We start from the raw sequence: 20,521 nt of genomic DNA, 5'->3' as shown, positions 1-20,521 counted from the left end.
CCCGCCCCGCCGCCCGCCCGCGCCCACCCCGCCGCCGGCGCGCCCGCCGCCGGCCCCCCCCCCCCCCCCCCCCCCCCCCGCGCCCCCCCCCCCCCCCCCCCCCCCCCCGGGGGGGGGGGGGGGGGGGGGGGCTGCCTCTGCCCGGAATCCGGTCCGTGCGGATAGCCTGAGCCCATGCCTCGTTACGAGTACCGCTGCCGCTCCTGCGGACACACGTTCGAACTTCGTCGTCCGATGGCCCAGTCCTCGGCCCCCGCCCCCTGCCCCGCCGGGCACGAGGACACCGTGAAGCTTCTCTCCACCGTCGCCGTCGCCGTGGGCGGATCGGCCGGTTCCGCGCCCGCGCCCTCGGGCGACGGCGGTGGCGGTGGCGGCGGTTGCTGCGGCGGGGGCTGCTGCGGCTGACTGCCCCCGGCGCAGCAACCGCCGCAGCCGCTACGGCTACCGCTTGCGCGACAGGGTCAGGCCGTCCGCCACCGTGAGCAGCACGCTGTCCATCCGCGCGTCGGCGGACACGTGGTCGTTGAACTCCTTGATGGCCGCCGCTCCGCCGGTCGCGTCCGGGTCGGTCACACGGCCGTGGAAGAGCACGTTGTCCGTGGCGATGACGCCGCCCCCGCGCATCCGGGGCACCAGCTCCTCCCAGTACGGGATGTAGCTGCCCTTGTCCGCGTCGAGGTAGGCGAAGTCGATGTGCGGCTCGGCGGGCATCGCCCGCAGGGTGTCCAGGGCGGGGGCGATCCGCAGGTCGATCCTGTCGGCCACGCCTGCCTTCGCCCATGCCTCACGGCCGTACGCCGTCCACTCCTCCGAGACGTCGCAGGCGATCAGCAGTCCGTCGGCGGGCATGGCCTGGGCCATCGACAGGGCGGAGAAGCCGGTGAAGGTGCCGACCTCCACGATGTGACGGGCCCCGGTCAGCCGGACGAGGAAGGCCAGCAGCGGGCCCTGTTCCTCGGCCGACTGCATGCCCGCGTGGTCGGGGAGACGGGCGTACGTGGTCTCGACGAGCTCGCGCTGCACCGCGTCCAGCGGTGGGTTGTGCGCCAGCATGTACCCGTACAGCTCGTCCGTGATCTTGGTTTCGTTTCCCTTGGTCATCGCTCAACTCCTTTGAGGAAGCGTCGCAGGATCTCCTCGCCCGCGGCGACGCCCCGCTCCGCGGTCGCCTCCACGTGCGGGGCACTCCAGTGCGCGTCGGCCAGTTCGCCGTGGCCGGGGCGCCAGCCGCGGTCGGCGGCGAGCAGCAGGTCGGCGTCCAGGAGGGAGTCGCCGGCGGCGAGGGTGAGCGTGGCGCCCGTGCGGCGGGCCACCTCGCGCATCGCCGCGCTCTTGGTGAGCGGCCTCGGCACGACGTAGATCTTGCGGCCCTGGAGCGAGACGGACCAGCCGCGCGGCTCCGCCCACTCGGCCAGCTCCTGCCTCCAGTCCGGGGGCAGTTGGGCCCGGTCGACGACGAGGTAGGCGAAGAGGTCCTCCGCGACACGCTCCTTGAGCAGCCAGGCGGGATCGGCGGCGGATATGAGGTGGGCGCGGATCTCGGCGAGCGGGGCGCAGTCGTCGGCCAGCCGACGGGTTACCGTCCGCTGCCAGTCCGGGTCGGACTCACCGTCCACCAGGATGTGTCCGCCGTTGGCGCAGATCGCGAACCGGGGTGCGGGTCCCGGGAGATGGATGCGGTGGTACTGCTCGCGGGTACGGGTGGTGGTCGGCACGAAGACCGTGGATCCGGCCAGTTCGACGAGGAGTTCCGCCGCCGTCTCCGTGACGTACGAGAGCGGCTTGTGGTCGTACACCTCGACGCAGAGCAGCCTGGGGGCCTCCGCGTCCGGCATCGGGAGCTGGAGTGCGGCCGCCGAGTAGATGAGGGTGCGGTCGAGGTCGCTGGCGACCAGCGTCACCGGGGAGGGCGCGTGGACCGTCACTTGGACTCCACCGCCTTGCCGTCCGCGCCGGTCGCCCCGCGCGTGTACTTGGGGTGGATCAGCCCGACGCAGGTGTACGGGAGTGCGTCGACCTCCTCGACCGGGACGCCGCGCTGCTCGGCCAGCAGCCTGATGTGCTCCAGGTCGGCACCGGCGCCGCGCTTGGCGAGGATCTTCCAGGGGACCCGGCGCAGCAGGACCCGGGTCGTCTCCCCGACACCCGGCTTGACCAGGTTCACGTCGTGGATGCCGTACTCCTCGCTGATCCGCTCCACGGCGGCCCAGCCCTCCCAGGTGGGTGCCCGGTCCGCGGTGAGCAGCTCCTTGGCGTCGGCGTCGACGGCGTCCGCGACCTCACCGAACCGGTCCGCGACGGTGTCGAGGAAGTGGCCGGAGACGTCCGATCCGGCGAGCTCGCGGTAGAACTTCGCGCCGTGGAAGTCGTCCGGCCCGACCAGGTCGGAGCGCAGGACCGTACGGGAGATGAGCCCCGACACCGTGGAGTTGAGGCAGGCCGAGGGGATCAGGAAGTCCTCGCGGGTGCCGTACGTGCGGACGCAGCCGCCGGGGTCGGCCAGGACCGCGATCTCCGGGTTGAAGCCCTCGGTTCCGTCGGCGTCCTCGAACTCCGCGATGGCCGAGGCCAGTTCGCGGGTGATGGCGCCCTTGCCCGTCCAGCCGTCGACGAAGACGACATCGGCCGGGTTGTGGTGGGCGGCCAGCCAGCGCAGGGCGTTGGCGTCGATGCCCCGGCCGCGCACGATGGAGACGGCGTAGTGCGGCAGGTCGACGCCGTGGCGGTGGCGGGCCCAGCGGCGCATCAGTACGCCGACGGGCGTGCCGGCCCTGGCCAGCGAGACCAGTACGGGACGGGGGCCGCGCTCGGCCAGGACCGTCTCTGTGACGGTGCCGACGGCGCGGGCGATGCGGGCCGCCGACAGGTCAAGGGCCGCCTTGAACAGGTCCTGGTACTGGTCCGACGGCTGGTACTCGACGGGCAGCGACTCGGCGTAGTGCGCGCCGCCGCTCTGTATCGCCTCCTCGCGCTCCTCCGTGGGCGCCTCCAGCTCGGTGTCCGAGAGGTCCTGGAGCAGCCAGCCGACCTCGTCGGGCGCGTAGGAGGAGAAGGCGGGGCCACGGAGGGGCTCGGGCAGCATGCGGGGTTCTTCCTGGCGGTCGGAGGCGGACGGCGCGGCGGAGGCCTTGGCTGGGACGGAGACGGAGACGGAGACGGGGGCGGGGACGGCGGGTGGTGCCGACACTGCGGGTATCGCGTCGGCCGGTACGTACGAGGGCACCACCGCGAGGAGGACCTGGGCCGTGTGCGGGGCGAGCCGCGCCAGCAGTCCGTCGGGGGCGTGCAGTCCGGCCGTGTCGGCGGTGGAGTCGACGACGGCCACGACCGCGTCGAAACCGGCGCCCGCGACGTTGTACGCGTACCGGGCACCGGGGCCGTCGGCCGGGTCGTCGTGGGCCGGGAAGACCAGCCGGGTGCGTATCGCGTAGCCCGGGTCGTCCACCGCCAGGACCGGGGAGCGGGTCGTGGTGGAGTAGCGGATCTCGGCGTCGAGGCGGTCCTCCAGCGCGGTGCCCAGGCGCAGGGGGGCGTACATCAGCTCCTCGAAGCCGAGGACCAGTACGCGGCGCGCCGTGTCGTCCAGTGCGGCGGCGATGCGGTCCGCCATGGCGGGCAGGGCCGCCTCCAGCCGGGCGCGGTGCTCGGGGGTGAAGCCGTGCCTGCCGCCGTCGGGCACACCGGCGGGCCAGCGCAGGTCCACCCGGGTACAGGGGCGGGGAGCACCGGCGCCCTGCGACAGATCCTGGTCCTGGGCACGGGCATGGTCCTGGGCCGCCTCCTCCGCCGCGACCAGTGCCTGGCCCTTCTCCAGGACGCCGTCCGGGAGGCGGACCGTCCCCGCGTTCCTCGCCACCAGGTCGACGCGGGCGCCGATCTCCGCCGCGAACTCGGCCAGCCGGCCCCGGTCGGCCGGTGAGCGCATGTCGGCCAGGGCCACGATCACGTAGCGGTTGCGGGGGTAGCGCTCGTGCAGGGCGCGGATGGTGTTGAGGACGGTGTTGCCGGTGGAGAACTCGTCGTCGACCAGCACGAGCACCGCGTCGGCCGCGTCCGCACCGGCCGGGTCGTCCGCACCGGCCTCACCCGCCGGGGCGGCCGGACGCGCAGCCGCCGCGTCGCCCGTCAGCAGGTCCGGGTCCTCCGGCAGCAGCAGGTGCGAGGTGGCGTGCGAGTGCGACTCCTCGAATCCGCCCGCCCGCGCCACGCCCGCCACGGGGCGGCGCGTCGAGTGGAGATACGGTGCGGTGCCGAGCCCGTCGGCGACCGCGTGGCCGAGGCCGGTGGCCGTCTCCGCGTAGCCGAGCACGACCGCGTGCCGCGCCCCGGCCTCCCCCAGCAGTTCCCGCACCCGGCGGCCGAGCTGGAATCCGGCTCCGTAGACCACCGAGGGGTACTGCGGTACGTGCTTGCCGAGCACATGGGACACGAGCAGATGCGCCCGCTTGGGGTTGCGCCGCAGGGCGAGGCCCAGCAGTTCCCGCAGTTCGGCGTCGCCCACCAGTTCGACGCCCAGCCGCTCCGCGACCCAGCTACCCGACCACACCACGTTCGTCGTCTCTTTCCTCAGCCGTGCGCCCGCTCATCGGACCGCACTCGGAGCCACGCCCATCCGCAACCGCAACCGCCACCGCATCCGGGACCGTCGTGGAAACACCTCACCGGACCAGCCTCACCCGAACGGGCTCATTCCGCGAGGCTCGCGGCCAGCAGCTCCACGAAGCCGACGTCCTCCCTGGCCACCCCGAAGACCTCGGCCCGCTGCAGGGTGCGCTCCGCCCAGGCCCGGTGCGGCTTCACTTCGTTCATCTTGTTCGTGTAGGCGGACCGCAGCACTCCGCCGCCTCCGCTCTCCGGCCGCAGGATGTCCTGGGCGTCGCTGAACTCCTCGTGACTGACCACCGACAGCGCGTGCACGGGGGCCACGTGCGAGGGGTGGATGCAGGTCTTGCCGAGCAGGCCGTTGGCCCGGTCCAGCTCGATCTCCCGCAGCAGGCCGTCCAGGTCGTGCTCGATCAGCGCGGTGCGCAGCTCTTCCGCCCTGCCCTCCAGGAAGGGGCTGCGGCGCAGCTGCGGCTTGAACATGCGCTCCTGGAGCCGGAAGTACTCCCAGACGGGTCCGGTGATCGTGAAGCCGGTGCCGTCCGCCCGGCCCAGCACGTTGACCACGTCGGCGATGACGTCACCGACGATCCGGACGTCGTAGGCGGTCATGTCGGGCGCCCTGCGCAGCCCGTACGCGGAGCAGAAGTCGGTGACGCCGAGCCGCAGCGCGAGCACCCGGTCCCGGTACGAGCCGACGGTGACGGCGATCTTCTGGAGGACTTCCCGCCGGGTCTCCAGATGGAGCAGCTCGGGCGATTCGAGCACGGGCATGGCGAAGAGCCGCCGGCCGCCTGCGCTCTCGGCCTTGGCGAGCGCCTCCATGAAGGGAACGCCACGCTCCTGCGTGAACTTCGGAAGTACAAATCCGGACAGTAGTCGGGCGGAATCACCGAGCCTGCGCACCAGGTCCGTGATCTGGTGCGGCTCACGGACCCGGATGAAGAGGAGCGGCAGCTCACCGCCGCGCGCGTCGAGTTCCGCGAACTGGCCGACCAGGTTCTCCTCGGCTCCGGCGACCTCGGAGTCGTCGATCGAATCCTCCAGGCACAGCACCATGGAGACGACGCCCCGGGCGGCCTGCTTGAGCACGTCGCCGGCGAGCGTCGGCCGGGTGGCGGGGCTGTAGAGGGTGGCGCCCAGCGCGGCCGCGAGTATCCGGGGCGGCGCGTCGGCGTCGAAGGAGCACGGCTCCTGGAAGAACAGGCCGTCCCTGACAGTCGGCGCGATATGCCCGAAATGACGCATCTGATTCCCCCCGTGCTACCTGACCGATCGGACAACGTGTGGCCGGTAATAGTACGTACGGACGGGTGTCGGCAGTTCCCTGACCACATGAATTCCGGGTAACTCGTCCATTTGACGACGGTTCGACAGGGTGCGGACGCGGCGCTTCCGGCGCCCCGCCGGGACACGACTCGCGACCCCCGCGTTGTCCGCGGGGGCTGCCAGCAGGCAGGATGACCGCCATGACGCACGCGATGGTGAAAGGCTCGAACGTCCCACTCGACGCCATGGCCGTACGGGCCGTGCTGCGCTGGACCCCGGGCAACGGGGTCCCCGACGTGGACGCCTCGGCCCTGCTGCTCGGTCCCGACGGCCGCGTGCGCTCGGACGAGGACTTCGTCTTCTACAACCAGCCCCGTCACCCTTCCGGCCTGGTACGACGGCTGCCGAAGCGGAGTCTCGCCACCGGGCTGACGGACACCATCGAGGCCGACCTGAACGGACTCGACCCCTCGGTCGACCAGGTCGTCATCGCCGCGTCCTCGGACGGCGCCTCCTTCGAGCAGGTGCGCGATCTGTCGATCATGCTCTTCGACGCGGCGGCGGCGAACGGTGAGCCGCTCGCGGTGTTCGAGATCCGGCCCGAGACCGGCGCGGAGACCGCGATCATCTGCGGCGAGCTGTACCGGCGCGGAGATGGCTGGAAGTTCCGGGCCGTGGGGCAGGGCTACCCGACCGGCCTCGTCGGTCTCGCGACCGCGTTCGGCATCTCGGTCGACGAGACGGCGCCCTCGGCCGACTCCGAATCCACTCCGGCACCGGCATCGGCACCACTGCCGCCCGCAACACCCGCGACCCCCGCACCGCCCGTCCCACCCGTACCGGCCTTCCCGCCCGCACCGGCGCCGGATCCCGACTCGCAGCTCACCGTGCAGCACCAGCAGCCCGCGTACGGCTACCCGCAGCCCGCCGCGGCCCCGCCCGTACCCGCTGCGCCGCAGCCCGCGTACGGCTACCCGCAGCCGGCCTCCGCGCAGCCCTCGTACGGCTATCCGCAGCCCGCCGCGGCGGCAGCGCACGCCCCGGACCCGAATTTCGTCCTGCCGCCCCAGGGACCGCAGTTCATACGCCCCTGAGCCCGGCATGGGCGGGCTACGTCCGGGACTTGTAGCCGCGCCCCCACTGCATCCCGTAGCCGTACATCCGGTCCAGCTCCGACTGGAAGCCGTAGACGAACTTCACCTCGCGCCGCACGATCAGTTCGTCCTTGACGTTCTCCACCGTGAACACGGCGCACGAGCGTGCCTGCGGGGCCCGCTCGTCCAGCTCGATCTCGATGCGCGGCCCGTTGCCCGGGTAGAGCGTCACCTTGGCGTGCGTACGGTCGAAGGCCGGTGTCTGGTCGTAGATGTAGACGAAGAACAGCAGCCGCTTGATCTGGTCGCGCTGGTCGAGGTTGACGTAGACCGTCTCGCCGGACGGTGCGCCGAAGCGGTCGTCGCCGCTGAGCCGGATGTAGGGCGGCGCGTTCAGGTCACCGATCAGGTTGCCGAGCGGCTGCACCACGCCCTTGGTGCCGTCCGCCAGCTCGTACATGCAGCCCAGGTCCAGGTCGACGTTGACCACGCCCTGGGTGTGCGCCTGGACCACGTCCGGCTTGAAGAGCTTGAGCGGTCTCAGCAGCCGGCCGCTCTGCCGCGACCGCCCCTCGATGTCGGAGGTACGCATCCGCCAGGAGAGGTTGACCCGGAGGTTGCCGGTCAGCGCGCCTTGTTTGGTCAGCGAGACCGTGGCATGCCGCCGCGAGAGCACGATGGAGTTGGTGGCCGCGTTGCCCGACTCGAACTGCGCTTCCCGCCCCGGCCACAAGTTGTCCCAGAACGCCATCCCCAACCCCCACACATATCGGCCACGCCGGATACCCGGCCCCGCACCCGCCGCATGCGCACCACACGACGCACGCACCGCTGCGGGGCGGCTCCGGGCCGGGTCCGGGATCTTCCCGAGGACCTTCACCGTACGAGCCGCCCCGCAGAGAGCGTTCCTCATTCCCTACCGGGTCACACCCCGGCGGGCACTTCGGACGTGGAACCGCCGCCCCCGCCACCGTCTCCGCCGCCTTCGGCCTCCTCCGCCTTGTTGCGCCGGACCGAGGACCAGAACGACCAGCCGATCAGCACGACGCCGACGAGACCGGTGATGAGTTCGTTGATCTCGTACTGGATCGTGACGAGCAGAATGACGGCCAGCGCGCCGATCGCGTAGTGCGCGCCGTGCTCCAGGTAGACGTAGTCGTCCAGGGTGCCCTGGCGGACCAGGTAGACCGTGAGCGAACGGACGTACATCGCACCGATACCGAGGCCCAGCGCCATCAGCACGATCTCGTTGGTGATGGCGAACGCGCCGATCACGCCGTCGAACGAGAAGGACGCGTCGAGCACTTCCAGGTAGAGGAACATGAAGAACGCGGCCTTGCCGGAGAGTGCGACCGCGGAGACCTTCTTGCCGCTCCGCTTGGCCTGTTCCTCCTCCTCGTGCTCGCGTTCCTCCGCCTCTTCGAGCTTGTCCTCGAAGTAACCGGAGAGCCCGCCGACGATGAGGTAGGTGATCAGACCCGCGATACCCGCGAGCAGGACCGTCTCCGCCTTGTCCGCGTGGCCGCCGCCGTGCTGGTGCGCGTGGACCGCGAACGTCATCGACGAGATCAGCAGGACGATCAGCGCGATGCAGACCGACAGCATGTCGACCTTGCCGAGCTTGGCGAGCGGGCGCTCGATCCAGCGCAGCCACTGGATGTCACGGTCCTCGAAAATGAAGTCGAGGAAGATCATCAAAAGGAACATCCCACCGAAGGCGGCGATCGCCGGGTGGGCGTCCGTGACCAGTTCCTTGTAGCGGTCCGGGTCGTTGAAGGAGAGATCAACTGCCTCGATCGGACCCAGTTTGGCAGTGATGGCCACGATCACGACGGGGAACACCAGCCGCATACCGAAGACCGCGATGAGCACACCGACCGTGAGGAAGATCTTCTGCCAGAAGGCATTCATCTTCTTCAGGATTCCGGCGTTGATCACCGCGTTGTCGAAGGACAGCGAGATCTCCAGGACGGTGAGGATCGCCACTACCCCGAAGGCCTCCCACCCCCCGTAGAACCACGCTGCGACCAGGCCGATCGCGGTAATCGCGAACGACCAGCCGAAGGTTTTCAGAAGCACTGGCTACCCCATCATTTATGTAACGGGTCTCCCCCGGTGAGTACGGGGCTCCCCCGCGCCGAGCGCGGCTTTACGAAACGTTGACCCCGAAGTCTAGAGCGATGCCCCGCAGCCCCGACGCGTACCCCTGCCCCACCGCACGGAACTTCCACTCGCCGCCATAGCGGTAGAGCTCACCGAAGATCATCGCGGTCTCCGTCGAGGCGTCCTCGCTCAGGTCGTAACGCGCGAGTTCCTGGCCGTCGGCCTGGTTCACCACCCGGATGAACGCATTGCTGATCTGCCCGAAGGTCTGCCCGCGAACATCGGCCTCATGGATCGAGACCGGAAAGACGATCTTGTCGCAGTGGGCCGGAACCTGGGTGAGGTTGACGATGACGGATTCGTCGTCGCCCTCGCCCTCACCCGTGAGGTTGTCACCGGTGTGCTCCACGGAGCCGTCGGGGCTCGTGAGGTTGTTGTAGAACACGAACCACTCGTCGCCGAGCACCCGGCCCGACTGGCACAGCAGCGCGCTGGCGTCGAGGTCGAAGTCGGCCCCGGTGGTGGATCGTGCGTCCCAGCCGAGCCCGACCAGTACCTGGGTGAGATCGGGTGCGGCCTTGGAGAGGGAGACATTGCCTCCCTTGGCGAGCGTGACGCCCATGGTGTGTGTCCTCCCCGAGTGGATGAACCGTCTGTCGAGCGCGTCCGGCGCCGCACAGGGTGCGGCGCCGGACGGGGACGTGCTGGTGCCTGCCCGGGGTCGCGCGTGCGCGGGCCCCGGATCGGCTGTCTAGACGTTGACGCCGAAGTCCTGCGCGATGCCGCGCAGACCCGAGGCGTAGCCCTGACCGATGGCACGGAACTTCCACTCCGCGCCGTTGCGGTACAGCTCGCCGAAGACCATGGCGGTCTCCGTCGAGGCGTCCTCGCTCAGGTCGTAGCGGGCGAGCTCGCTGTTGTCGGCCTGGTTGACCACGCGGATGTACGCGTTGCGCACCTGGCCGAAGCTCTGCTGGCGCGACTCGGCCTCGTAGATCGAGACCGGGAAGACGATCTTGTCGACATCGGCCGGGACACCGGCCAGGTTGACCTTGATGACCTCGTCGTCGCCCTCGCCCTCACCGGTGAGGTTGTCACCGGTGTGCTCGACGGAACCGTCGGGGCTCTTGAGGTTGTTGAAGAAGACGAAATTGCCGTCGTTGCCGACCTTGCCCTCGGCGTTCGTCAGCAGAGCGCTGGCGTCGAGGTCGAAGTCTCCACCGGTGGTGGTACGAGCGTCCCAGCCCAGACCCACGATGACCGCGGTCAGGTTGGGCGCGGCCTTGGTCAGCGAGACGTTGCCGCCCTTGCTGAGGCTGACTCCCACGAGTCCTCCCATTGGTTTCATTGGGGGCCGGCCGGTGCCGGCGCCTCCACGTTGCGTTGGCATCGGATCAACGAGTGGATCCTAGTGACCGGTTCCCGGCCAAAACAGGCTTTTGGCCGGGGGTCGCCCCGAGATCCCCCGGATCACGGATCAGAGCGTGCCGAGCGCCTTGACGTAGTCGTTCAGGTCGCGCGCGTCGGGCAGGCCGTTGACGACCGTCCAGCGCACCACGCCCTCCTTGTCGATGATGAAGGTGCCGCGCACCGCGCAGCCCTTCTCCTCGTCGAAGACGCCGTACGCCCGGGAGGTCTCGCCGTGCGGCCAGAAGTCCGACAGCAGCGGGTACTCCAGGCCCTCCTGCTCGGCGAAGACGCGCAGGGTGTGGATGGAGTCGTTGGAGACGGCGAGCAGCTGCGTGTCGTCGTTCTCGAACGTGGGCAGCTCGTCACGGAGGGCGCAGAGCTCGCCCGTGCAGACGCCGGTGAAGGCGAACGGGTAGAAGAGCACCACCACGTTCTTCTCGCCGCGGAAGTCGGAGAGCTTCACGGTCCGGCCGTGATTGTCCTTCAGCTCGAAATCCGGGGCCTTGGTGCCGACCTCGATCGCCATGAAACGCGTCCCTTCGCTACGTCGCCGGGCTGGGCTGTCCGGGTGACTCCCCACCCTACGCAGAGGCGCCCCGCGGCCGTGCAGCACCCGCAGAAGGTCACTCCGCGGGCGCCGCACGGAGCGCGACGGGTATACGAAGGCCCCCGGGCGGCTTGCTGCCGTCGGGGGCCTTCAGTGGCGATATGCGGTTCAGCGCCTGGGCTTGGCCGCCACCTTCGGTGTGGCCAGACGGCTTCCCGTCCAGTCCTTGCCCGCACTGATGCTCTTGGTCTGGGCGAGTCCGGCTGTCTGGGCGGCCTCGTTGATGTCGCTCGGCTCGACGTATCCGTCACGGCCGGTCTTGGGCGTCATCAGCCAGACGGTGCCGCCTTCCTCAAGCAGACCAATGGCATCCACCAGCGCGTCCGTAAGGTCGCCGTCCTCGTCGCGGAACCAGAGCAGGACGACGTCTGCGACGTCGTCGTAGTCCTCGTCGACGAGATCCTGGCCGATAGTGGCCTCAATGCCCTCACGGAGCTCCAGCTCGACGTCGTCGTCGTAGCCGATCTCCTGGACCACCTGTCCGGGCTCGAACCCCAGGCGTGCTGCCGGGTTGGTCCGCTCCTCCGCGTGGTCCGCGGTCGCGCTCACGGGTTGCCTCCTGATCATGTTTCGGAAAATGCTGCAGCCACGCGCGTACGCGGGGCGTTGGCCGTAGTCCACACGGGAGCGGCGGATCGCGCAAGTACCCAGCGCACGAGACCGCCTAAACGGTGACGTTTCGTGCCACGTCGCCGCACTGTTGGCGGCCCTTGCCGGAGCCTGCGCCGCCGTCCACTCCCTTTACGTCCTTGAACAGCTTATGCCGTTTCGGTCCGGCAATCGGAGTCGAGCAGTATTTGGGAACACTTGCACGTCTTGGGCGTATGGTTGCGGTTTCGCCCGACCCATCCTGCCCGACTTGCTCTCCACGCGCCTCCCGCCTCCCCTCCTGCCTCCCGGATACCCGCTCCGGCGCGGCCCATCCGGGGCTGGGCCGTCCGGTGACATGGTGTCCCGGAAAGCCCCTGGTTACCACTCGGTAGAGGTGACGTTTGCGCCCTCGCGGTACACGATGGGATGGCGTACGTGTACACATCCCGGGGGCGTGAATCCCTCAACCAGGCCCCGTAGCGCAGCACCGAACAGCGAAGGAACAGCGTGGCTTCCGGATCCGATCGCAACCCGATCATCATTGGCGGCCTTCCGAGTCAGGTCCCGGATTTCGATCCAGAAGAGACCCAGGAATGGCTCGACTCACTCGACGCCGCCGTCGACGAGCGGGGCCGCGAGCGGGCCCGCTACCTCATGCTCCGGCTCATCGAGCGGGCACGCGAGAAGCGTGTCGCGGTGCCGGAGATGCGCAGCACGGACTACGTGAACACCATCGCCACGAAGGACGAGCCGTTCTTCCCCGGCGACGAGGACGTCGAGCGCAAGGTCCTCAACGCGACCCGCTGGAACGCGGCCGTGATGGTGTCACGGGCACAGCGTCCGGGGATCGGCGTGGGGGGCCACATCGCCACCTTCGCCTCCTCCGCCTCGCTGTACGACGTGGGTTTCAACCACTTCTTCCGCGGCAAGGACGACGGCCGGGGCGGCGACCAGATCTTCTTCCAGGGGCACGCCTCCCCCGGGATCTACGCCCGCGCCTTCCTGCTGGACCGGCTGAGCGAGGCGCAGCTCGACGCCTTCCGCCAGGAGAAGTCGAAGGCGCCGAACGGTCTGTCCAGCTACCCGCACCCGCGGCTGATGCCGGACTTCTGGGAGTTCCCGACCGTCTCGATGGGCCTGGGCCCGCTGGGCGCGATCTACCAGGCGCGGATGAACCGGTACATGGAGGCGCGCGGTATCGCGGACACCTCCGATTCGCACGTCTGGGCGTATCTCGGGGACGGCGAGATGGACGAGCCGGAGTCGCTCGGCCAGCTCTCCATCGCCGCCCGTGAGGGCCTGGACAACCTGACCTTCGTCGTCAACTGCAACCTCCAGCGGCTCGACGGCCCGGTGCGCGGCAACGGCAAGATCATCCAGGAGCTGGAGTCGCAGTTCCGCGGGGCCGGCTGGAACGTCATCAAGCTCGTCTGGGACCGCTCCTGGGACCCGCTGCTCGCGCAGGACCGCACGGGCATCCTGGTCAACAAGCTGAACACCACGCCGGACGGCCAGTTCCAGACGTACGCCACCGAGACGGGCGCGTACATCCGTGATCACTTCTTCGGGGACGACGCCCGGCTGCGGGACATGGTCAAGGACATGTCCGACCAGCAGATCCTGCACCTGGGCCGCGGCGGTCACGACCACCGCAAGGTCTACGCGGCGTACGCGGCGGCCAAGGCCCACAAGGGCCAGCCGACGGTGATCCTGGCGCAGACGGTCAAGGGCTGGACGCTGGGGCCGAACTTCGAGGGCCGCAACGCGACCCACCAGATGAAGAAGCTCACCGCGGAGGACCTCAAGCGCTTCCGGGACCGGCTGCACATCCCGATCGCGGACTCCCAGCTGGAGGACGGCAACCCGCCGTACTACCACCCGGGCCGCGACTCGGAGGAGATCCAGTACATGCACGACCGCCGCAAGGGTCTGGGCGGTTACGTCCCGACCCGGGTGGTGCGGGCGAAGCCGCTGGCGCTGCCCGACGACAAGGCGTACGCGACAGCGAAGAAGGGATCGGGTCAGCAGTCGATCGCCACCACCATGGCGTTCGTCCGCATCCTCAAGGACCTCATGCGGGACAAGGAGATCGGCAAGCGTTTCGTGCTGATCGCACCCGATGAGTACCGGACCTTCGGCATGGACGCGTTCTTCCCGAGTGCGAAGATCTACAACCCGCTCGGTCAGCAGTACGAGTCGGTGGACCGCGATCTGCTGCTCGCGTACAAGGAGTCCCCGACCGGTCAGCTGCTGCACGACGGGATCTCGGAGGCGGGCTGCACCGCCTCGCTGATCGCCGCCGGATCGGCCTACGCCACGCACGGCGAGCCGCTGATCCCGGTGTACGTCTTCTACTCGATGTTCGGTTTCCAGCGGACCGGCGACCAGTTCTGGCAGATGGCCGACCAGCTCGCGCGCGGCTTCGTGCTGGGCGCCACCGCCGGCCGTACGACGCTGACCGGTGAGGGCCTCCAGCACGCGGACGGCCACTCGCAGCTGCTCGCCTCGACCAACCCGGGCTGTGTCGCCTACGACCCGGCGTTCGGGTACGAGATCGGGCACATCGTCAAGGACGGTCTGCGCCGGATGTACGGGGGGACGCCGGAGGAGAACGAGGACGTCTTCTACTACCTCACCGTGTACAACGAGCCGATCCAGCACCCGGCCGAGCCCGCCGATGTGGACGTCGAGGGCATCCTGAAGGGCGTCTACCGCTACAGCAGCGGCGAGAAGGGCGAGATCCCCGCCCAGATCATGGCGTCCGGTGTGGCGGTCCCGTGGGCGGTCGAGGCGCAGCGCATCCTCGCGGACGAGTGGAACGTGAAGGCGGACGTCTGGTCGGCGACCTCCTGGAACGAGCTGCGGCGCGAGGCCGTGGACGTGGAGCGGTACAACCTGCTGCACCCGGAGGAGGAGCAGCGCGTCCCGTACGTGACGCGCAAGCTGTCCGGCGCGCAGGGCCCGTTCGTCGCGGTCTCCGACTGGATGCGGTCGGTACCGGACCAGATCGCGCGCTGGGTGCCCGGCGCGTACCAGTCGCTGGGTGCCGACGGCTTCGGCTTCGCGGACACGCGGGGCGCGGCGCGCCGGTTCTTCCACATCGACGCGCAGTCGATCGTCCTGGCGGTCCTCACCGAGCTGGCGAAGGACGGGAAGGTCGACCGTTCCGCGCTGAAGACCGCGGTCGACCGCTACGAGCTGCTGGATGTGGCCTCGGCCGATCCGGGGGCCGCGGGCGGCGACGCGTAGTTTCGCGGGACCGTGTGGCGGTGGGGCCTGGAGGTTCCCACCGCCACACGGCGTTCTGCGGCCGGTCTCAGTTCTCCCAGACCTTGAAGGCGCGGACCTGGTACGGGGACCGCGGCACCCAGGTACCGCCGCCCGGATAGGTCTCGAACTCCCCGGTCTCGCCGCACTCGGCCGACTGGTAGGTGGTGACCGGGCGGCCGGTGCGGTTGGCGAGCGCCTGGCCGGTGGAGCCCGCCGGCAGCGGCACACAGCTGTCGATGTCGATGGTGGACAGCTCGTGGACCTGGCGGCCGCCGGCGAATTCCGGCTTCGCCCAGAGGCAGAGCTGACCGCTCCCGCAGGCGCCGAGCCGGACGGGCGCGGCCTCGGCCCGCGGCGCCGGGCCGGCGGGCAGAACGGTGACGGCCAGGGCGGTGGCGGCCAGGACGGCGCCGACAACGGTTGTACGCATATGAGTGAACCCCCCCGTACTGATGTGGATCTTCCACACCCAGCCTGAGCTGCGGTGCGGGCATCCGGGAAGGGGCCCGAGGTCCTACCACCCTGATACACGACAGCCCCGCCGGAACGTTCCGGCGGGGCTGTCGTGTGCACTGCGTTGACGCCTGGACGGCGTCTGGACGTGGCCCGGACGGGCGGGTCGGATCAGATGTGACCGGCTCCCGCGCCCGCCTCCGCGTTCTCGCCGCGCTTGGTGAGCGTGGCGACCAGGGCCGCGATCACCGCGACGATGCCCGCGACCATGAACGCCGTGCTCATGCCGGACACGAACGTGTCATGGGCGACGTTCACGATCTTGCCGGTGACCTCGGGCGGGGTGCCCGGGGCGACCGGCGGGATGCCGACCTTGACGGCCTGGGACGCCTGGTCCAGCTGCTCGCCCGACAGCGGGGGCAGCTGCGCGTCCTTCCAGTTGTCGGCGAGTTCGGCGTCGACCCGGGCGGCCATGATGGCGCCGAGGACGGCCGTACCGAGGCTGCCGCCGACCTGCATGGCGGCCTGCTGGAGGCCTCCCGCGACACCCGAGAGCTCCATCGGGGCGTTGCCCACGATGACCTCGGTGGCGCCGACCATGACCGGCGCGAGGCCGAGGCCGAGCAGGGCGAACCAGATCGACATGGTGACGGTGCCGGTGCCGACGGTCAGCTGGGACATGCCGAAGCACGCGATCGCGGTGCACACCATGCCGCCGACCAGCGGGACCCGCGGGCCGAACTTGGTGATCAGGAAGCCAGCCAGCGGCGAGGCGACGATCATCATCGCGGTCAGCGGCAGCAGGTGCAGACCGGCGTCGACGGCCTTCATGCCGTGCACGTTCTGCAGGTAGAAGGTGACGAAGAACAGGCCGCCCATGAAGGCGAAGGCCATCAGCACCATCAGGACCGTGCCGGCGGAGAGCGGCACCGAGCGGAACATCGCCAGCGGGATCAGCGGTTCCCTGACGCGCTGCTGGACAAGGGCGAAACCGACGAACAGGGCGACGGCGGCGATCAGGAAGCCGATCGTCTTGGGGTCGCCCCAGCCCCACTCCGCACCCTTGATGAGGGCCCAGATCAGGCAGAACATCGCACCGGACAGCAGCACGATGCCCGCGAAGTCGAAGGAGCGCGGGGCGTTCGCCGCGCGGTGGTCCTTGAGGATCAGCACGCCGAGCACGAGCGCGATCACGCCGACCGGCACGTTGATGAAGAAGACGGACTGCCAGCTGACGTGCTCGACGAGCACGCCGCCCAGGATCGGGCCACCGGCGGTCGAGGCGCCGATCACCATGCCCCAGATACCGATCGCCATGTTCAGCTTCTCGGCCGGGAAGGTGGCGCGGAGCAGGCCGAGCGCGGCCGGCATCAGCAGGGCGCCGAAGAGGCCCTGGAGCACCCGGAAGGTGATGACCAGGACGACGCTGCTGGAGAGGCCGATGGCCCCGGACGCCGCGGCGAAGCCCACGACGCCTATCAGGAAGGTCTGGCGGTGTCCGAACCGGTCACCGAGCTTGCCCGCGGTGATCAGGGACACCGCGAGGGCGAGCATGTAGCCGTTGGTGATCCACTGGACGTCGGCGAGCGAGGCGCCGAGGTCCTTCTGGATCGCGGGGTTGGCGATCGCGACGATCGTGCCGTCGAGCGCGACCATCATCACGCCGATGGCCACGGAGAACAGCGTCAGCCAGGGGTGGCCGCGCAGCCCCTTGGCAGGTGCGGGAACAGGGGCATCCCGGGGCTCCCGCGGTGCCTTTTCGACGGTGGTCTGACTAGTCATACCCGGAGATTAGTGTCAGTCGCTGACAGTTGACAAACCATTTCACAAGTCGGTAACTGTCACGTAGCTCACAGGTAAGCTGAGCTGGACAAAGCAGGGAAAAGAGGACCAGCTCAGTGACCGACGGGCAACAAGCCGCCGAGTATCCGACCGGGCTGCGCGAGCGCAAGAAGCGCCGCACCCGGGACGCGCTGCTCCATGCCGCCCTCGATCTTTTCACCACCCAGGGGTACGAGGAGACCACTGTCGACGAGATCGTCGACGCGGTGGAGGTCTCCCAGCGCACCTTCTTCCGCTACTTCGCCGGCAAGGAGTCGGCCGCCTTCGCCGTCCAGGAGATGGTGGAGTCGCGCTTCATCGCCGAACTGCGCCAACGGCCCGCGTCGGAAGCCCCCTTCGAGGCGATGCGCCGCGCGGTCCTCTGCGCCTGGAACAGTATCGGGGAAGCGATCGAGGCCATCGTCCCGGTCGAACTCCACATGCGTACCTACCAGATGATCGAATCGACGCCCTCGCTGCTCGCCGCCCATCTGCGGCGCAGCAGTGAGCTGGAGAACCAGATAGCCCTGCTGATCGCGCGGCGCGAGGGCCTGGACGTGGAGCGGGACCCGCGTCCGCGCGTCGCCGTCGCCGCGTTCTGCGGGGTCATGAGGGTGACCGGCCAGCTCTGGGGGCACGGCCGGGAGACCAGCATGGACTCGCTGCGGACGCTGACCGAGGTGTATCTCGACCAGTTGGGGCCCGCCCTTGCCGGGGACTGGCGCACGCCCGCCCGGGGCCGTGTGCCGCATGTCTCGGACCCGGCGTATGGCCAAGGTCACAACACGCGGACCACGCCGGGCGGATGCGACATCTGCGGGGTGCCGAGCTCGGCGGAGCGTACGGGTGGCCCGTACGGAGGGTGAGGGAAGAGGCGTTCCATTCCCGACAGTCGGGTGATGTGTGTCACCCGCTTAACGGCGTGCGGCGCGCGTCTCCTAATGTGGGCCGCAGTGACTTCCTTCGATTCCTCCCCGACGCTCACCGCATGGCGCACCCTGCTCGCCATCGCGGTTGTGTTCGTGATGCTGGCGACCACTGGCTGGACCGCCGTGCGTCATCAACGCTCCGACGAGCCACGCACTGTCGCACTCGCCTCCTGGGCCAAGGGATCGATAGGGGGCCGCGCGCTTCCCCCCGCCGACGCCCAGCCGCACAGACTGGCGCACTTCTTCGCCACGCTCACGGCCGCGCAGCGGGTCCAGCTGGCGGACAAGTACCCGCTGGTGGTGGGGAATCTGAACGGCGCGCCGGTCACCCTGCGCTACCGGGCCAACCGGCTCGCGCTCGTCCAGGCGGGCACGGTCGAACAGAAGCGGGCGCACGACAGCCGACTCTCCCCCGAGGGCCGCGCCGAGGCGGTCCGCCGGCTGGACCGCTTCCGCTCCATGCTCGACCGGGGCCGGCACTTCCTCGCGTTCGACCCGTCGGGCCGGGGCCGCGCCGCCGAGGTCTTCGGTGATCTCGGCCGGGCCGAGCGGGTCTCGGTGGTCGTGCCGGGCGTCGACACCAATCTGCTGACGCTGGAGCGGACCGGGGCCAAGACCAACGCCGCGCCCGTCGGCATGGCCAAGTCCCTGTACGCCGCGGAGCGGACCGCGGGCCCCGGCGTACGCACCGCCGTGATCGCCTGGGCCGACTACACCGCGCCCGTGGGCATCGGCATGGACGCCGCCCTGGGGAACCTCGCCCAGCGCGGGGCGGTCCGGCTCGACGCGCTCGTCGGCGCGCTCCCCGGCCGGGCCCCCGTCTCGCTGTTCTGCCACAGCTACGGCTCGGTCCTGTGCGGCGTGGCGGCGAGCGGGCTGCCCGCCCGGGTGACCGATATCGCGGTCGCGGGCAGTCCCGGCATGCGCGCCGACAACGCCGGGGCGCTGCACACCCGGGCCAATGTGTGGGCGATGCGGGACCACGACGACTGGATCGCGGACGTACCGAACCTTGAGGTCGCCGGGCTCGGCCACGGGGCGGATCCGGTCGATCCGAGCTTCGGTGCGCGGATCGCGGCGGCGGGCGACGCGATCGGCCACAGCGGCTATTTCGAGCCGGGAACCGAGAGCCTCGGCAACTTCGCCGCGATCGGTGTCGGCACCTACGGTTCGGTGACCTGTGCCCAGGCAGACAGCGCCTGCCACGAACGAATTTCCGGCAACGAGACGGTCTGACGCGCGTAGAGAGCCGCGCCGGTCCCGGATTGCCGTCGACTCGGAGGGGGGACGTGCGGGCAAGTGCCGCATACGATGAGGCACATGGGTGATGTGCTGGCCGGAATTCAAGCCACCTGGGAGTTCGACACCGACTCCGTGCTCATCCGCTTCGAACGGGGTATCCGCACGCCGAGACTCTTCCAGAGCCTCCGTGAGCGCCGCGTCCCGCACGCCGCGCTGTCGTCGGTGACGCTGACTCCGGGCAAGCGGGGCACGGTGGTGCTGCGTGCCGTGCCGAGACCCGGCGCCGATCCGCTGCTGGAGGCCGCGGCCGGGCAGCTGAAGGACGGCTGCGACCCGTACCGCCTGGTGCTTCCGGCCGAGCGCGAGACGCTCGCCGAGTACTACGCGGACGAGCTGCGGGCCCGGCTGGGCCCCGACGCCGGTGAACCCGCCGAGCGCTTCCTGGTCGCGGCGCCCGAGGCGCCGATGCGCTTCAAGGCGTACGACGGCCGGGCCAGCTTCGACGGGGACCGGATCTCCTTCCGGTGGTTCTGGACGGGCGCCTCCTCGGAGAAGTGGAAGGCGGGCGACCAGACGTTCCCGGTCACCGAGCTGAGCGGGGTCGAGTGGCGCTCCCCCGAGGTCTTCGAGGGCTATCTGCGGCTGGTGCCGAAAGGGCTGGAGGGCGCCGGACCGGCCATGGCGGAGGGCTCGGGGCTCGGCGGCGGTCCCGGCGCGGCGCTGTGCACGGGCACCGCGCAGAGCGTGCAGCCGGTGGCGGCACGGCCCACCCGGGCCGACGAGGACCCCGCCGCGGTGATCTTCGGCCTCGGCTACGGCCCGGTGCACGAGTCGCTGCCGTTCGCCGCGGCCGTGCTGGAATCCGTCCGCAGGAAGCAGTCCGCGCCCGCCGCCACGACGGCCCTGTCAGCCGCCGGGCGGCGCGATCCGGCGGACATCGCGGAGCGGATCCACCACCTCGGCGAACTGCACCGGGCGGGACTGGTGACGGACGACGAGTTCAGCGCGAAGAAGGCCCAACTGCTCGCGGAGCTGTAGACCGCCGCACCACGGCCGTCCCGCGCGCGTCCACCGGCATCCCGCGCGCACCGCACCGGTGCGGACCCCGGTCATACTCCCGTACGAGCCGG

17 protein-coding genes and 1 pseudogene are annotated in these 20,521 nt (G+C 70.1%); 6 read left to right on the top strand and 12 right to left on the bottom strand.

The window, feature by feature from the left end:
- Window positions 1-174 precede the first annotated feature (174 nt).
- Complete coding sequence (locus tag ACFVQ0_RS30560) at window positions 175-405, top strand: zinc ribbon domain-containing protein (protein WP_390092422.1); 231 nt, start codon at window positions 175-177, stop codon at window positions 403-405.
- Between the two features lie 36 nt (window positions 406-441).
- Here ACFVQ0_RS30560 and ACFVQ0_RS30555 read toward each other — a convergent pair whose 3' ends face one another.
- The 4 genes from ACFVQ0_RS30555 to ACFVQ0_RS30540 form a co-directional block, all read right to left on the bottom strand.
- Window positions 442-1,101, bottom strand: coding sequence for an O-methyltransferase (locus ACFVQ0_RS30555; RefSeq protein WP_390092421.1), 660 nt, complete (start codon window positions 1,099-1,101; stop codon window positions 442-444).
- Window positions 1,098-1,925, bottom strand: a complete 828-nt coding sequence (locus tag ACFVQ0_RS30550; RefSeq protein ID WP_390092420.1) for an HAD family hydrolase — start codon at window positions 1,923-1,925, stop codon at window positions 1,098-1,100. The genes ACFVQ0_RS30555 and ACFVQ0_RS30550 overlap by 4 nt, the downstream gene beginning before the upstream one ends.
- On the bottom strand, window positions 1,922-4,549 hold the full coding sequence (locus ACFVQ0_RS30545; protein WP_390092419.1) for a phosphoribosyltransferase: 2,628 nt from the start codon (window positions 4,547-4,549) through the stop codon (window positions 1,922-1,924). The genes ACFVQ0_RS30550 and ACFVQ0_RS30545 overlap by 4 nt, the downstream gene beginning before the upstream one ends.
- A 137-nt stretch (window positions 4,550-4,686) precedes the next feature.
- Complete coding sequence (locus ACFVQ0_RS30540; protein ID WP_390092418.1) at window positions 4,687-5,850, bottom strand: HpcH/HpaI aldolase/citrate lyase family protein; 1,164 nt, start codon at window positions 5,848-5,850, stop codon at window positions 4,687-4,689.
- A gap of 221 nt (window positions 5,851-6,071) precedes the next feature.
- Between ACFVQ0_RS30540 and ACFVQ0_RS30535 the strand changes: the two genes are divergently transcribed.
- Window positions 6,072-6,965: a TerD family protein gene (locus tag ACFVQ0_RS30535; RefSeq protein ID WP_390092417.1), complete on the top strand. Its 894-nt coding sequence runs from the start codon at window positions 6,072-6,074 to the stop codon at window positions 6,963-6,965.
- A 16-nt stretch (window positions 6,966-6,981) separates the two neighbouring features.
- Here the strand turns inward: ACFVQ0_RS30535 and ACFVQ0_RS30530 are convergent, their stop codons facing one another.
- The 6 genes from ACFVQ0_RS30530 to ACFVQ0_RS30505 form a co-directional block, all read right to left on the bottom strand.
- Window positions 6,982-7,716 (bottom strand): Tellurium resistance, encoded by a 735-nt coding sequence (locus tag ACFVQ0_RS30530; RefSeq protein WP_390092416.1) that lies wholly within the window; start codon window positions 7,714-7,716, stop codon window positions 6,982-6,984.
- Window positions 7,717-7,889: 173 nt separating this feature from the next.
- On the bottom strand, window positions 7,890-9,044 hold the full coding sequence (locus ACFVQ0_RS30525; RefSeq protein WP_390092415.1) for a DUF475 domain-containing protein: 1,155 nt from the start codon (window positions 9,042-9,044) through the stop codon (window positions 7,890-7,892).
- Window positions 9,045-9,114: 70 nt separating this feature from the next.
- Window positions 9,115-9,690, bottom strand: a complete 576-nt coding sequence (locus tag ACFVQ0_RS30520) for a TerD family protein (protein WP_390092414.1) — start codon at window positions 9,688-9,690, stop codon at window positions 9,115-9,117.
- Between the two features lie 129 nt (window positions 9,691-9,819).
- Window positions 9,820-10,395, bottom strand: a complete 576-nt coding sequence (locus ACFVQ0_RS30515) for a TerD family protein (protein WP_024491201.1) — start codon at window positions 10,393-10,395, stop codon at window positions 9,820-9,822.
- Window positions 10,396-10,545: 150 nt separating this feature from the next.
- The gene (locus tag ACFVQ0_RS30510) at window positions 10,546-11,004 is read right to left on the bottom strand and encodes a peroxiredoxin (RefSeq protein ID WP_390092413.1); all 459 of its coding nucleotides are present in this window, start codon (window positions 11,002-11,004) and stop codon (window positions 10,546-10,548) included.
- A 189-nt stretch (window positions 11,005-11,193) separates the two neighbouring features.
- Window positions 11,194-11,634, bottom strand: coding sequence for a DUF3052 domain-containing protein (locus ACFVQ0_RS30505; protein ID WP_073735865.1), 441 nt, complete (start codon window positions 11,632-11,634; stop codon window positions 11,194-11,196).
- A 549-nt stretch (window positions 11,635-12,183) separates the two neighbouring features.
- On the opposite strand from ACFVQ0_RS30505, the gene aceE reads away from it, so the two are divergent.
- Window positions 12,184-14,925 (top strand): pyruvate dehydrogenase (acetyl-transferring), homodimeric type, encoded by a 2,742-nt coding sequence (aceE, locus tag ACFVQ0_RS30500; protein WP_390092412.1) that lies wholly within the window; start codon window positions 12,184-12,186, stop codon window positions 14,923-14,925.
- A 67-nt stretch (window positions 14,926-14,992) separates the two neighbouring features.
- Here the strand turns inward: aceE and ACFVQ0_RS30495 are convergent, their stop codons facing one another.
- Window positions 14,993-15,376 (bottom strand): peptidase inhibitor family I36 protein, encoded by a 384-nt coding sequence (locus ACFVQ0_RS30495; protein WP_390092411.1) that lies wholly within the window; start codon window positions 15,374-15,376, stop codon window positions 14,993-14,995.
- A gap of 194 nt (window positions 15,377-15,570) precedes the next feature.
- A complete protein-coding gene (locus ACFVQ0_RS30490; RefSeq protein WP_390092433.1) occupies window positions 15,571-17,058 on the bottom strand; it encodes a DHA2 family efflux MFS transporter permease subunit in 1,488 nt (495 codons plus the stop codon).
- A 239-nt stretch (window positions 17,059-17,297) separates the two neighbouring features.
- Here ACFVQ0_RS30490 and ACFVQ0_RS30485 point away from each other — a divergent pair.
- The 3 genes and pseudogenes from ACFVQ0_RS30485 to ACFVQ0_RS30475 all read left to right on the top strand — a co-directional run.
- Window positions 17,298-17,951: pseudogene (locus tag ACFVQ0_RS30485) on the top strand (TetR family transcriptional regulator); the annotation flags it as partial.
- 222 nt (window positions 17,952-18,173) lie between these two features.
- Window positions 18,174-19,385 carry an alpha/beta hydrolase gene (locus ACFVQ0_RS30480; RefSeq protein WP_390092410.1) on the top strand — a complete coding sequence of 404 codons (1,212 nt, stop codon included), beginning with the start codon at window positions 18,174-18,176 and terminating at the stop codon, window positions 19,383-19,385.
- A gap of 84 nt (window positions 19,386-19,469) precedes the next feature.
- Complete coding sequence (locus ACFVQ0_RS30475; RefSeq protein WP_390092409.1) at window positions 19,470-20,429, top strand: DUF4429 domain-containing protein; 960 nt, start codon at window positions 19,470-19,472, stop codon at window positions 20,427-20,429.
- The last annotated feature ends 92 nt before the right edge of the window (window positions 20,430-20,521 follow it).

The organism is Streptomyces sp. NPDC057900, from assembly GCF_042887885.1.
Taxonomy (GTDB): domain Bacteria; phylum Actinomycetota; class Actinomycetes; order Streptomycetales; family Streptomycetaceae; genus Streptomyces.
This window is presented reverse-complemented; position numbering and strand designations above follow the sequence as displayed.